The sequence below is a fragment of the Trueperella abortisuis genome (assembly GCF_030811095.1).
Taxonomy (GTDB): domain Bacteria; phylum Actinomycetota; class Actinomycetes; order Actinomycetales; family Actinomycetaceae; genus Trueperella; species Trueperella abortisuis.
The window spans coordinates 1,445,356-1,458,752 of record NZ_JAUSQL010000001.1; the positions used below are offsets into that span (position 1 = coordinate 1,445,356).

The window sequence follows — 13,397 nt, forward strand, 5'->3', positions numbered from 1 at the left end:
CAATTTCGTGATTGTGCCGTTGCGTTAGGCCATTAAGCCCGCGCAACCAGCGCCGCTGCTCATATCCTTTAATGCGAGGGGTTAACACCTAGTAGAGAGAAATAGTAATGGACGATATCAAGTACAGGGACATGCTCCCGGTGGGGCCGGACAAGACCGAGTATCGGCTGGTGACCACCGAGGGTGTGGAGACGGTGGAAGGCCCAGACGGGATGACGTTTCTCAAGGTGGACGAGTCGGCACTGGAGCTGCTGGCCGAAACCGCCTTCCACGACATCAACTTCTACCTGCGTACCGCGCACCTAAAGCAGGTGGAGAAGATCCTTGAGGATCCGGAAGCTTCCCCCAATGACCGCTTCGTGGCCAAGACCCTCCTGCGCAACGCGCTCATCGCCGCCGAGGGCGTACTGCCGATGTGCCAGGATACGGGCACGGCGATCATCAAGGGTGAGCGTGGCCAGCGCGTGCTGACCCCCGGCGTCGACGAACGAGCACTCAGCCGCGGCGTGCAAAACACCTACGGCAAGTACAACCTTCGCTACTCCCAAAACGCGCCCCTGACCATGTACGAAGAGAAGAACACCGGCACGAATCTGCCCGCGCAGATCGAGCTGTATGCGGACACGGCGCCCGGGCACGAGAACGAATACCATTTCCTGTTCATGTCAAAGGGCGGGGGCTCGGCCAACAAGTCCTACCTCTACCAGGAGACGAAGGCGCTGCTGAACCCGGACTCGATGATGCCCTTCCTCGAGGGCAAGATCCGTTCGCTCGGCACCGCGGCCTGCCCGCCCTACCACCTCGCGATCGTGATCGGGGGAACGTCGGCGGAGTACGCGCTGAAGACGGCGAAGTACGCCTCCGCCAAGTATCTCGACGAGCTGCCCACCCACGGCGGCGAGGAGGGCTACGGCTTCCGCGACCTTGAGCTGGAGGAGCAGGTGCTCGAGCTGACCCGCAAGATCGGGATCGGCGCCCAGTTCGGTGGCAAGTACTTCTGCCACGACGTGCGGGTGGTCCGCCTCCCCCGCCACGGCGCCTCGCTGCCTGTGGCGATCGCGGTGTCCTGCTCCGCGGACCGGCAGGCCAAGGGCAAGATCACGCCCGAGGGCGTGTTCGTCGAGCAGCTCGAGTTCAACCCGGGCCAGTTCTACCCGGCCGAGACGGACGTGGAGATCGGCCACGGCGAGGGCGACGACGTGGTCAAGATCGACCTCAACCAGCCGATGAAGGACGTGCTCGCGGAGTTGACGAAGTACCCTGTCAAGACTCGCCTGTCGCTGACGGGCACGATCATCGTCGCCCGCGACATCGCCCACGCCAAGATCCAGGAGCGGCTCAACCGTGGCGAGGGCATGCCCCAGTACCTCAAGGATCACCCGGTCTACTACGCGGGGCCGGCCAAGACGCCGGAGGGCAAGCCGTCCGGTTCCTTCGGTCCGACGACGGCGGGACGCATGGACCCCTATGTTGCCCCCTTCCAGGCCGAGGGCGGGTCGATGATCATGCTGGCGAAGGGGAACCGCTCGCAGCAGGTGACGGACGCCTGCAAGAAGTACGGCGGCTTCTACCTCGGCTCGATCGGTGGCCCGGCGGCTCAGCTTGCCGAGGACTGCATCAAGCACGTTGAGCTGCTCGAATACCCCGAGCTGGGCATGGAGGCCGTGTGGAAGATCGAGGTCGAGGATTTCCCCGCCTTCATCGTGGTCGACGACAAAGGCAATGACTTCTTCGCTGGCTCCCAGAAGGTGTCGGTGACAATCGGTAAGCGCCCCGGACTGTAGTTCGGCCGCGCAAGCGAGGCAGTGCCCGGGACCCACCGTCCCGGGCACTGCCTCGTACTGTCCCGATAAACTCTACCTAGCCCGTGACCTTGCCTACACTTGCGCTGAATCATGAGATGCTTTTGCGGCTTCCCACATCGGAGTGTTTACTGGTCACTGTACTAACCCGGCCGTTTACCGCTACGCTAACGCCGGGGCAGCGAAGGAGAATCATGATCGAGCTTAAAGGGGTCACCAAGGTGTACCCCCGTAAGGGAGCGGAGTCCGTCGTGGCACTCGAGGACCTTTCGCTCACGATCATGGACGGCGAGATCCACGGCATCGTCGGCGAATCCGGTGCGGGCAAGTCCACGCTCATCCGTTGCCTGACCGCCCTCGAGAAGCCGACCTCCGGATCCATCCTCGTCGATGGCAAGGACCTCACCACCCTCTCCGGCCGCCCTCTTCGCGCCGAACGACGCCGGATTGGCATGGTCTTCCAGGGTGCGAACCTGTTCGAGGCCCGCACGGCCGCTGAAAACGTCGCCTACCCCCTGAAGGTCTCGGGCACTCCGAGGGCCGAGCGCGAGGCGCGAGTGGCCGAACTCCTCGAGCTCGTCGGCCTCTCGGATCGCGGCGCCTCCTACCCCGCCCAGATGTCGGGCGGCCAGCGCCAGCGCGTCGGGATCGCGCGGGCGCTCGCAATCCGCCCCTCCGTGGTGCTGGCGGACGAGCCGACCTCAGCGCTCGACATGGAGACCACCGACCAGATCCTGGACCTTCTCAAGAACGTGCGCGAGCAGCTCGGGGTCACGATCCTCGTCATCACGCACGAGATGGGCGTCGTGCGTAAGATCTGCACCTCTGCCACCCTGCTGGACGCGGGTCGCATCGTCGAGTCAAGCTCGATAGAACGCGCGCTTTCGGATCCCGAATCGCGCCTGGCCAAGAAGCTCATCCCACTGCCCGAGGTGGATCCCGAGTGCGTCGGGACCGACACGCTCATCGACATCTACTTCACCTCCCACCCCGGTATCCCCACAGGGTCCACAGTCATGTCCCGTGTGGCAGAGCTCGGGGCCGACATCTCGGCCGGCCTGTTCGAGTCGGTGGGCCAGATGCAGGTAGGCCGGCTGGCGCTAGCCCTCCCTGAACACAGGGTCGCCCGCGCCCTTGACGCCTTCGCAGCCGACGGCATTCACGCGGAGGTGCGCGCATGAACATCTTCCTCGCAACCAGCGGATCGTGGTTCGCCAACCCGGCAATTGAGCGCGGCCTGTGGCCCGCCGTCCTTGAGACGGTCTACATGGTGGGGCTCTCCTCGCTCCTGACCGTCATCGTCGGCCTGCCCATCGGCCTGATCCTTGCCGAGACCCGCAAGGGCGGAATGATCGCCGCACCCACCACGAACAAGATCATCGGCGCCATCGTCAACCTGGGCCGTGCGATCCCGTTCATCATCTTGGCCATCATCGTCCTGTTCCTCATCCGAGGCATTAATCTTCCCTTCCTCAAGGCCACCGGCTGGCCGGCCTTCACCATCGCGCTCGCGGTATCCGCGATCCCCTACTTCGCCCGCATGGTCGAGTCCAACGTGCTCGCTGTCGAGCCGGGCAAAGTCGAGGCCGCGCAGATGACGGGCGCGCCGGCCGTGCGCATCATGTGGGACGTGCTGGTGCGCGAGGCCCTGCCCTCGATCATCAACTCGGTGACCATCCTCGTCATCACAATCGTGGGATATTCGGCGATGGCCGGCGCCGTCGGAGGCGGAGGCCTCGGCGCGCTCGCGATTAACCAGGGCTACCAGCGCTACCAGTTCGACGTGATTGTCATCGTCGTCGCCCTCATTTTGCTCATGGTGCAGATGATCCAGTGGCTTGGCGACATGCTGAGCCGGATGGTTGACCACCGCTAAGGCGCAGCCATCCGGGACCACCTTCAAGTCTTAGCCTTCATTTTTCGTACACTGTGAACAAGGATTTATCATGCGCAAGATTTTCGCACTTCTCGCCTCAGCGGCCCTCGCACTAACCGCCTGCTCCTCCGACAACGGCTCATCCGAGACCACCAAGTCGGCCTCGCCCACTTCCTCCGATAGCCTGACCACCCTGGTGGTCGGCGCCTCCCCGGTCCCACACGCCCCGATTCTGCAGTTCGTGGCCGACAATCTCGCACAGGACGCGGGCCTGAAGCTGGAGATCAAGGAGTACACGGACTACGTTCAGCCGAACGTCGACCTCGACGCCGGCGCGCTGGATGCCAACTTCTTCCAGCACCTGCCCTACCTCGAAGCCCAGATCGCGGACCGCGGCTACGCCTTCGAGCACGGCGCGGGCATCCACATCGAGCCTTTCGGCATCTACTCGAATAAGGTCACCTCGTTGCAGGACGTGGCCGACGGCGGCGTCGTGCTCGTCACGAACGACCCCTCCAACCAGGCCCGCGGCCTCAAGCTGCTCGAGGCGGAGGGCCTGATCGCCCTGAAGGACGTGGAGAACCCCACGATCTACGACATCAAGGACAACCCGAAGAACCTTGAGATCCGCGAGTCGGAGGCCCCGGCCATCCCGGTCCAGCTCCCCGACGTCGACCTGGCCATTATCAACGGAAACTTCGCCCTCGAGGCGGGTCTGGTTCCGTCGAAGGACGCGCTCGCGCTCGAGTCCGGCGAGAACAACCCCTACGCCAACGTGTTGGCGTGGAAGACCGGCTCCGACAAGGCGGACGCGATCAAGAAGCTCGACGAGCTGCTCCACTCCGACGAGGTGGCCCAGTTCATCAAGGATACCTACCCCAACGGTGAGGTGACCCCGGCCTTCTAAGGCTTAAGTCCCTCAAGGTGGCGGCTCGCTGTGGCCGCCACCTTTCTTTGCCCCTTCTACGCACAAACGTGACCTTTCTGGCACGCCAAGTTGCGGCGTCGTCCGCGATTTTCGGCATAGACTTGCGCGGAATCGAAAGGAGACGCATGCCAGCCGAGGATCACCAAGAACAAGAGACGCTCCACCGCGGGCTGTCGAATCGCAACATCCAGCTCATCGCGCTTGGGGGCGCGATCGGTACGGGGCTGTTCATGGGGTCCGGCTCGACGATCCACTCGGCCGGCCCGTCGATCATCCTCGTCTACGTGATCCTGGGCCTCGTGCTCTTCCTCATCATGCGCGCGATGGGAGAGATCCTCCTCCACAACCTCGAATACAAGTCCTTCCAGGACTTCGCCCACCACCTCATCGGGCCGTGGGCCGGGTTCGTGACGGGTTGGACGTACTGGTTCTTGTGGGTGGTGATCGCGATCGGCGATATGATCGTCATCACCGGCTACTTCGACTTCTGGATTAAGAACATCACCGTCTCCGCATTCGTCACGCTGGCGTTGCTGGCGTTGCTGGTGGTCATCAACCTGCTGACGGTCAAGCTTTTCGGCGAGGTCGAATTCTGGTTCGCGATCATCAAGATCGCCGCGATCCTGGCGCTCATCGCGGTGGGTGTGGTCATGGTGGCGAGCGGGTTTACCGGGCCGACAGGCGAGCCAGCGTCGTTTGCGCACCTGTGGGACCACGGCGGGTTCTTCCCCACCGGCGCCTCCGGATTCCTCGGCGCGTTCTCGATCGCGATCTACTCCTTCATCGGCACCGAACTCATCGGTACCACCGCAGCAGAGACGAAGGATCCCACCCGCACGATCCCCCGCGCGATCAACCAGGTCCCCTTCCGCATCGCCGTGTTCTACGTGGGGGCGCTGGCCGTGATCATGGCAATCACCCCGTGGGACGCCATCAACCCCGCAACCTCGCCCTTCGTCTCCGTCTTCGCGATGGTCGGCCTGGGCGCTGCGGCGTCGGTGATGAACTTCGTGGTGCTGACCTCGGCGGCGTCGTCGTCAAACTCGGGCATCTTCTCCTCCTCGCGCATGATGTACGGGCTGGCCAAATCGCATCAGGCGCCACGGCTCTTCGGCCAGTTGTCAGTCCACCGGGTGCCACGCCGGGCGCTTTTGTTCATCGGCCTGCTCATCTTGATCTACCTGCCGATCCTGTTCGTGGGCGGCAGCGTGCTGAAAGGATTTGAGCTCATCGCCGCGGTGGCCACCACGCTGATCCTTTTCATCTGGGCGCTCATCCTCGTCTCCTACATCCGCTACCGCAAGAATCACCGCGCCGAACACGACGCCTCCGAGTTTAAGCTCCACTTCGCGGCGGTGACCCCGTGGCTGGCGCTGGCCTTCATCGTCTTCATCGGCTGCGTGCTGGTCTACTTCCCGACCACCCGCGTCCCAACTCTGCTGACCCCGGTGTGGTTGGCGATTCTGGGCGTCGTCTGGGTGGTGCGCAAGCGGATTCTGCTCCGCCGCGGGGTCTCGCTGGACATCATCAACGGGTAGCACAGCGGCGTGAGCGTGTCGGGCTATCCAGAATTCGTTCGAGAGCGGATAACGGCCAGCATGCACGCTAGATCGTGCGAATTACATCGTGGACTCATCGAGCGCCGCAGCGACTTAGCCTGCTACATTGTTCCCATGAACAACGGTCAGTGGTGGTGGCTCTAGACGAGCCTTCCATTGCTGACCCCGAGGCTCGTGCGAAAGCTACGAGCCTTTTTTGTAGCCTTCGCCAGCAGAAAGGGCAGACATGAAGATCTTCCGCAGGCAGGTACCCTACGTCGACGACGTGGCGGCGCTCATCCCCTACCTCGATGCGCGCGACTCCGGCTACGACCCATCCACGCTCATGCTCCTCGAGTCCGCGGACATCGAGACGCGCCAGGGGCTGACCTCCATCGCGATCCTACGCGCCTCGGTGCGTGTCACGTGCGAGGGTCAGTCGGTTACGCTCGAGCCGCTCACTAGCTCCGGGCGCGCCATCGCCACGAAGGTGCTGGAGGAACTCGCCGGCCAGGCCCACGTGGAAGGCAACGTCGCTACTTTCGAGGCCTCCACCGACGTCGACGAACGGGCCCGGCTACTGGCCACTTCCACGGTTGAGCCGCTGCGCCGGTTGCTCGCCCTCGACTTTGGCGATGCCGAGCCGTGGGTGGGCGGCACCTTCGCATACGACTACGTGGCCACCTTTGAGGACCTGCCGGGCGTGGCCGATTCAACGAACACGTGCCCCGATTACCAGTTCGTCCTCGGCGAGGTCGTGCTTCTCGTCGACCACACCGCCCGCAGCGCCGAGCTCATCCAGGTTGACGCCGCCGGCTCCGGCTCGAACGTGGACGAGATGGCCGCCGCCCTCGAACACTCCCAGGCGGCGTGCGAAGCCGCACGGGCTGCGCGGGCCGGCCGGGGTGAAGCCGGCGCCAACGCACCCGAAGCCGCCGGCGCAACCAGTCCGGACGGCGTCGTGGCGGCACAGGCCGACATCAGCGACGCGGGCTACCGGCAGATCGTAGCCGAAATGAAGGACGCGATCTACCGCGGGGACATCTACCAGGCGGTGCCGGCGCGGACATTCACGTTACCGTGCCCGGACGCGCCTGCGGCCTACGCCAAGCTCAAGGAATCAAACGCGAGCCCGTACATGTTCTTCCAGCGGGGTCTGGGCCGGGACGGGAAACCCTTCGAACTGTTCGGCGCCTCACCCGAATCCAACCTCAAATTCGACGCGACCACCCGCGAGGTCGAACTCTACCCGATCGCCGGCACGCGCCCGCGCGGACGCGACGCGGACGGCTACATCAGCCACGAGCTCGACATCCGCGCCGAGCTCGACATGCGCACGGACGCCAAAGAACTGGCCGAGCACACAATGCTCGTGGACCTCGCGCGCAACGACCTAGCACGGGTAGCCACGCCGGGCACCCGCAAGGTCGCAGCACTGTTGCAGGTGGACCGATACTCGCACGTCATGCACCTGGTGTCGCGTGTGACTGCCAGGCTCGCCGACGGAATGGACGCCCTGGATGCCTACCGCGCCTGCATGAACATGGGCACGCTGACCGGAGCGCCGAAGATCAAGGCCGCCCAGCTGCTGCGCGCGCAGGAAAAGCGGCGGCGGGGCTCATACGGAGGCGCAATCGGCTACCTGCGCGGAGACGGGTCCATGGACACGTGCATCGTGATCCGCTCGGCGTTCGTGGCAGGCGGCGTGGCGGCTGTCCAGGCGGGTGCGGGGGTGGTGCGCGATTCGAACCCACAGTCGGAAGCGGACGAGACCCTGCACAAAGCTCGCGCCGTCCTAGAGGCTATCGCCCGAGCTCAGGGCAAGAAACTGGAGGTGGAACGATGATCGTCCTACTCGATAACCAAGATTCCTTCGTCTACAATCTCGTGGACGCGTTTGCTGGAACGGGCCGGCAGTGCGTGGTGGTGCGCAACACGACGCCGGTCGGCGCCATCACCGCCCTCGCCCCGGACATGATTTGCCTCTCCCCCGGTCCGGGTCACCCGCGCGAGGCGGGCGTGATGATGGAGCTCATCGACACTGTGGTCGGCGACATCCCGATCCTCGGGGTGTGCCTGGGCTTCCAGGCGCTACTCGAGCACTGGGGCGGGCAGGTGCGCCCATGTGGACCGGAGCACGGGCGGGCGATCCCCATGACGCTCACCGACGCCGGCCTGGCCAGCCCGATCTTCGCCGGACTCGCCACCGATACCCTGCCCGATCAGCCCGGGCGCTCGGTGCCCGTTGCGCGCTACCATTCGTTGGGCTGCACGCACGTGCCGGAACAGATGGAGGCACTGGCCACCACACCGAGCCAGATCGGCGACGTGGTGATGGCCGCACGCAGCGTCGATGGAAAGGCGCTCGGCTTCCAGTTCCACCCCGAGTCGGTGCTGACGATGTCCGGGCCGACGATGCTCGAGCGCGCAATCGAGGCGCTTACGGCCGGCCGAGCTTAGGGTCGGTGCGGGTCCGCCCTGCCGGTGCGGGTCTGCCCGGCCGGTGCGGCCCGGCGGACCCTGCGCCCGCACGGCCCGCCTAGCTGACCAGTGCCAGGACGAGCGCGAAGACGCCCGTCCCGGCAAGCAGCGAAACCAGCACCTTGCGAAAGGCCAAGTGAACGCCGAGCGTCGTGATGACACCAGCGGCCGGCGGCATCCACGATTCTGCGCTGGCAAAGGTCACATCCTGGAGAGTGAAGATCACAAGGATGAGCATGACCCCCGCGGGCATGGACGCGCCCAGGTAGGCCAGGGTCCTCGAATCACGAACCTTCGCCAGAAAAACGAAGGGAGCAGCGCGCAACGAAAAGGTAATTGCGAACACGATGGCAATGACCGCGATGATATAGCCGGTCATGGCATGCCGTCCCGTCGTTTCGGCCTCGCCGCCGGCGTCGTCGGATTGAGGCGCGAGGCTATGAGGAGTGCCCCCGTCAAAGTGGTCAGGGCGACAGGCAAGTACATGGAATCGGGCAGGGCCAGCATGCCCACGCCGATAATCGCCGCCAGCGCAAAATCGAGGCGCGTCCGGTTAGCTAGGTACGCCTCCGTCATGAGCACAATGAAGAGCGAGGTGAGGACAAAGCTCAGGATACGGTTGTCAATCGGAACGCTCAGGCCTATCAGCGCGCCGAGCGTACAACCTGTAATCCACGTGGCGTGAGCAAAGATCTGCGTCCATAACACCCGCTCGCCGGTGAGTACGTCGGGCGGTTTGGATGCCACGACGGCGTAGACTTCGTCGGTCAGGGCATGAATCGAGTAGAGCTTGGCGAGCTTGCTATTGACCAGATGGAGCGGAAAGCTGATCCCGTAGAACACGTGACGGAACTGGATAAGGACGGTGGCAAGCGCGATAGCGGCCAAGGGCTCGCGGGCAACTATCATCGGCACAATGAGGTACTGCATCGAGCCGGCATACATGAGCAACGCAAAAATCGGCGCCCACCACCAATCCAGCCCGGCGCCGGTCAGCGTCATCCCCATGCCCATCCCCAGCGGAATGTAGCCAAGGCCTACAGGCAACGCATCGCGGACACCGAGGGCAATCGTAGAACGGACGGTTGTGGACATATACCGAATCTAGGAGCGGCGCTGGCGGCAGGCAAGTCTGTCCGTTTCCTGATCCGCCGTAGATGTGCAGGCATGCGACGTCATTGCCTTAGTTGTAAAGAATCTTGTATTGCTTACTAAGTTGGTGCACGTGAGACGCGATTTACACTACCATCCTTAACATCACATTGGAGCGCCTCAGGTTTTTAGGTCCACATGACTTGAGTGTTGTCTAAAGGTAGCCTGCCTGTGGGTGGGGAGATTGGATGGCGGGGAAGCTCAGTAAGCACACTCCCGAGCAGATTGTTCGTCAGCTTGATAAGGCTCGGGAGGTAAAGAAATCAGGTTCGAGCACGGCTCAGATCCTCACACAGCTGGAGACTAGCGAGGCAACGCTGAATCGGTGGCAGGCAACGTATGGGGCGATGACCAAAAGCGAGGCAAATAACCCCAGCGACTGCGCGAGGAAAACACACGCCTGAAGCGCCTGTTAGGCCAAGCAGAATTAGAGAACGCGGCGTGAAAAGAACTGTCGGAGAGAAACATCTAAGCCCATCACCGCCATGATACCGTGTGGCATCTGGTTGGGTTGGGCGCATATTCGGTAAGTTGGGTTCTTGATGTGCAAGATGACTAACACATTCGCTTCAGTTTCGCTTGCGAATTCAATCGAAGTCGTCCGTGTCTTCATTCCACTGCAAAGTGTAGATGAAGATTGTAGATGGTCATCGTGGAAGACGGTAATAGGAGATTCACTTAACCTATTTGCCGACTCCGACTTGCGCGAGATTCTTGAGGGACACCAAATCACTGAATGGACAGTAGCTGAAGGAACAGCCCCTGAGCGCTTTGTTCGGGCAATTTACCAGCTGAGCTTGATACACGGAGATGGGCCTTGGAACGTATTGCCCTACCGGGGAATCACGCTTACGCAGTGGGCGACAATCAAACAAGACGAAATTCTGTCACTTTTCTTCTCAGAATGGGTACAGCTCAGTTATCCGGGAATCCTTATCTCCCCTACCTTTCAGGTGTGGATATACGCCCTAGCTAACCGGCATGGTGGAGCCCTGCCCGAACTCTCACCATCGCGCCCTCGGGAACCGCAACCGGGCACGGCATCGAGAACTCACGCGCTGGGAAATTGATCTCCTGCACCGGATGACCGGCGGCGTCCTGGAGCCCCTCCGCAGGCACCCTCATCGCTACCGGCGCCGAACCTGGAAAAAGAATCTCCATCTCCTTGCCCGGTGCCAGCTTGTTCTTCGCGTGCAGACGCAGGCGGCCGGTTACGGCGTCGTAGTCTGTGACAATTCCAGCAAGCAGCCACTCGTTGATATAGCCGCCCTTATGGATTTCCTCGCCCGCTGGGCGCTCGGGATAGTAGAAGCCGGTGCAGTAGGCACGGTGCGTGACCTTGAACGGCTCATCGGCAAGCCACGGCGAAAAAGTAACCGGGACGGGCGGCCGGGCGTCGCCAGGAAGGTGGACCTGGTCATGGAAGGGGACGAGCGCGTTGCCGGCGGAGTCCTCGAATCCGCGCTGGACCATATACTCCCCCACGGCGGTCTTGTAGGCGTTGGTCATGGCGGCCACGTAATACGCGCTCTTCGCTCGACCCTCGATCTTGAGGGAGGTCACACCGGCATCGAGGATGTCGTCGATGTGGGTGAGCGTGTTCATGTCGTTTGAGTTGAACAGGAACGTCCCCTGGTCCGTAATCTCCACGGGAATAAACTGGCCCGGCTTACGCTCCTCGACCACGTGGTACCTGTAGCGGCAGGATTGAGCACAGTCTCCGTGGTTGGCGTCGCGACCGGTGGTGTGCTGGGAGATGAGGCAGCGCCCGGAGAAGGCCATGCACATGGAGCCGTGGACGAACGCCTCAATCTCGAGCTCTGGAGGGGTGTGGGCGCGCAGCTCCCGGATATCAGAAAGACTGAGCTCTCGGGCGAGGACCACGCGGGTAGCACCAAGCTGGGCCAACGCGTTCGCGGCCTGGTAGTTCGTCACGCCCGCCTGCGTGGAGACGTGGATGTCCGTGTTCGGCGCGACTTTACGTGCGGCCATGAGCACCCCGATGTCGGTGACGATGAGGGCGTCTACCCCAATCTCCCCCAACCGTCCCATGTAGTCGTTCATGGAGGCCACCTCGGCGGAGGTGGGCAGGATGTTACAGGTGACGAACACGCGCCCGCCACGCTCGTGGGCGTAGGAGACAGCCTGATCCACATCCTCGAGCGTGAAGTTCTTCGGAGCCGAGCGCATGCCAAACTCCTGGCCGCCGAAGTAGACGGCGTCAGCGCCGAAGTCGAAGGCTGTCTTCAGGGTGGCGAGATTGCCGGCCGGTGCCAAGACCTCGGGGCGAATGCGGCGGCGGACGCCAAATGGTTCAATCACGCCCGCAAGCATAACCGCCAGGGCGGCACCCGGCCAGCTGCCGCCCCGTCAGCCCGCCCTGTCAGCCCGGCAGAGCCGGTTTCTGTCCCGCGCCCGAAGCCGGTTGCGCTACCGCGTAGGCAACTGGTGAGATTTTGCCCGCAAAGCCACGTTTTGCCGACGAAACTCACCAGATTCACCACTTAGCAACGGGGCTCCCCGACGAACCCCGAACCGGTTTCTGTCCCGTGGAGGCAACTGGTGAGATTTTGCGCGCAAAGCCACGTTTTGCCGACGAAACTCACCAGATTCACCACTTAGCCACAGGCGAGCCAAACTGCACGCGCCTAGCAGCCGCCAGCCCAGCAACCAGCCGGCAGCTACCAACCACGCTCGGCAAGCCGATGCGGAGCCGGTAGGTCGGCCACGTTGATCCCGACCATGGCCTCGCCCAGGCCGCGAGAAACATCAGCGATGAGCTGCGGGTTGTCATAGGACGCTGTGGCCTTGACGATGGCGGCGGCCCGCGCCTTGGGATCGCCGGATTTGAAGATGCCCGAACCGACAAACACGCCGTCAGCGCCGAGCTGCATCATCATGGCGGCGTCGGCCGGGGTTGCCACGCCGCCGGCAACGAAGAGTGGTACGGGCAGCTTGCCGTCGCGGGCTACCTGGGTTACGAGGTCGTAGGGGGCTGCGAGCTCCTTGGCCGCCACATAGAGTTCGTCGTTGGTCAAGCCCTTGAGCGCGGCGATCTCCTTGAGGATCTGCCGGATGTGCTTGGTGGCCTCCGAAACATCACCGGTGCCGGCCTCGCCTTTGGAGCGGATCATGGCGGCGCCTTCGTTAATGCGGCGCAAGGCCTCGCCGAGGTTGGTGGCCCCACAGACGAAGGGCACGGCGTAATCGCGCTTGTTGATGTGGTTGGCGTAGTCGGCGGGTGAGAGCACCTCGGACTCGTCTACCCAGTCGATGCCGAGAGCCTCGAGCACCTGGGCCTCGACGAAGTGGCCGATGCGGGCCTTGGCCATCACGGGGATGGAGACGGCTTTCATGATCCCCTCGATGAGGTCGGGGTCCGACATGCGGGCCACTCCGCCTTCGGCGCGGATGTCGGCGGGAACGCGCTCGAGCGCCATGACGGCGACGGCGCCTGCACCCTCCGCGATCTTTGCTTGTTCGGCGGTGACCACGTCCATGATGACACCGCCCTTGAGCCCTTGTGCTAGTTGGAGCTTGTTGGCTTCGATACTGTAACTCATGGTCTCCATTCTTCTCCTCGCGTGGTCTAGAATTAAGACCAGTTTAGAACTACTTTT

Annotated in this window: 11 protein-coding genes; 7 read left to right on the forward strand and 4 right to left on the reverse strand. The window is 63.1% G+C overall.

Going from position 1 to position 13,397, the window contains the following annotated elements:
* Positions 1 to 107 precede the first annotated feature (107 nt).
* From J2S45_RS06430 to J2S45_RS06460, 7 genes are all read left to right on the forward strand, one after another.
* Entirely contained in the window at positions 108 to 1,784 is a 1,677-nt protein-coding gene (locus J2S45_RS06430) for a fumarate hydratase (protein ID WP_270975318.1), read from the forward strand.
* Positions 1,785 to 1,996: 212 nt separating this feature from the next.
* Positions 1,997 to 2,983 (forward strand): methionine ABC transporter ATP-binding protein, encoded by a 987-nt coding sequence (locus J2S45_RS06435; RefSeq protein WP_307634880.1) that lies wholly within the window; start codon positions 1,997 to 1,999, stop codon positions 2,981 to 2,983.
* Complete coding sequence (locus J2S45_RS06440; protein WP_296930799.1) at positions 2,980 to 3,678, forward strand: methionine ABC transporter permease; 699 nt, start codon at positions 2,980 to 2,982, stop codon at positions 3,676 to 3,678. Before J2S45_RS06435 ends, J2S45_RS06440 begins: the two co-directional genes overlap by 4 nt.
* A 70-nt stretch (positions 3,679 to 3,748) precedes the next feature.
* Complete coding sequence (locus J2S45_RS06445; RefSeq protein WP_307634881.1) at positions 3,749 to 4,585, forward strand: MetQ/NlpA family ABC transporter substrate-binding protein; 837 nt, start codon at positions 3,749 to 3,751, stop codon at positions 4,583 to 4,585.
* A gap of 146 nt (positions 4,586 to 4,731) precedes the next feature.
* Positions 4,732 to 6,144, forward strand: a complete 1,413-nt coding sequence (locus tag J2S45_RS06450; RefSeq protein ID WP_270975313.1) for an amino acid permease — start codon at positions 4,732 to 4,734, stop codon at positions 6,142 to 6,144.
* 247 nt (positions 6,145 to 6,391) lie between these two features.
* A complete protein-coding gene (locus J2S45_RS06455; protein WP_307634882.1) occupies positions 6,392 to 7,990 on the forward strand; it encodes an anthranilate synthase component 1 in 1,599 nt (532 codons plus the stop codon).
* Positions 7,987 to 8,604, forward strand: a complete 618-nt coding sequence (locus J2S45_RS06460; protein ID WP_307634883.1) for a glutamine amidotransferase-related protein — start codon at positions 7,987 to 7,989, stop codon at positions 8,602 to 8,604. The genes J2S45_RS06455 and J2S45_RS06460 overlap by 4 nt, the downstream gene beginning before the upstream one ends.
* A gap of 79 nt (positions 8,605 to 8,683) precedes the next feature.
* On the opposite strand, the gene J2S45_RS06465 is transcribed toward J2S45_RS06460, so the two are convergent.
* The 4 genes from J2S45_RS06465 to pdxS all read right to left on the reverse strand — a co-directional run bounded on the left by J2S45_RS06465 (position 8,684) and on the right by pdxS (position 13,340).
* On the reverse strand, positions 8,684 to 9,004 hold the full coding sequence (locus J2S45_RS06465; RefSeq protein ID WP_307634884.1) for a branched-chain amino acid transporter permease: 321 nt from the start codon (positions 9,002 to 9,004) through the stop codon (positions 8,684 to 8,686).
* Entirely contained in the window at positions 9,001 to 9,720 is a 720-nt protein-coding gene (locus tag J2S45_RS06470) for an AzlC family ABC transporter permease (RefSeq protein ID WP_307634885.1), read from the reverse strand. The genes J2S45_RS06465 and J2S45_RS06470 overlap by 4 nt, the downstream gene beginning before the upstream one ends.
* 1,029 nt (positions 9,721 to 10,749) lie before the next feature.
* Positions 10,750 to 12,099: a peptidase U32 family protein gene (locus J2S45_RS06475; RefSeq protein ID WP_307634886.1), complete on the reverse strand. Its 1,350-nt coding sequence runs from the start codon at positions 12,097 to 12,099 to the stop codon at positions 10,750 to 10,752.
* Positions 12,100 to 12,458: 359 nt separating this feature from the next.
* Entirely contained in the window at positions 12,459 to 13,340 is an 882-nt protein-coding gene (pdxS, locus tag J2S45_RS06480) for a pyridoxal 5'-phosphate synthase lyase subunit PdxS (protein ID WP_307634887.1), read from the reverse strand.
* Positions 13,341 to 13,397 lie beyond the last annotated feature (57 nt).

Bases quoted from the DNA above. Each gene is read 5' to 3' on its own strand.
- J2S45_RS06430 (WP_270975318.1), top strand. From the start codon at position 108: ATGGACGATATCAAGTACAGGGACATGCTCCCGGTGGGGCCGGACAAG.
- J2S45_RS06450 (WP_270975313.1), top strand. From the start codon at position 4,732: ATGCCAGCCGAGGATCACCAAGAACAAGAGACGCTCCACCGCGGGCTG.
- J2S45_RS06460 (WP_307634883.1), top strand. From the start codon at position 7,987: ATGATCGTCCTACTCGATAACCAAGATTCCTTCGTCTACAATCTCGTG.
- J2S45_RS06465 (WP_307634884.1), bottom strand. From the start codon at position 9,004: ATGACCGGCTATATCATCGCGGTCATTGCCATCGTGTTCGCAATTACC.
- J2S45_RS06435 (WP_307634880.1), top strand. From the start codon at position 1,997: ATGATCGAGCTTAAAGGGGTCACCAAGGTGTACCCCCGTAAGGGAGCG.
- J2S45_RS06445 (WP_307634881.1), top strand. From the start codon at position 3,749: ATGCGCAAGATTTTCGCACTTCTCGCCTCAGCGGCCCTCGCACTAACC.
- J2S45_RS06470 (WP_307634885.1), bottom strand. From the start codon at position 9,720: ATGTCCACAACCGTCCGTTCTACGATTGCCCTCGGTGTCCGCGATGCG.
- pdxS (WP_307634887.1), bottom strand. From the start codon at position 13,340: ATGAGTTACAGTATCGAAGCCAACAAGCTCCAACTAGCACAAGGGCTC.
- J2S45_RS06455 (WP_307634882.1), top strand. From the start codon at position 6,392: ATGAAGATCTTCCGCAGGCAGGTACCCTACGTCGACGACGTGGCGGCG.
- J2S45_RS06440 (WP_296930799.1), top strand. From the start codon at position 2,980: ATGAACATCTTCCTCGCAACCAGCGGATCGTGGTTCGCCAACCCGGCA.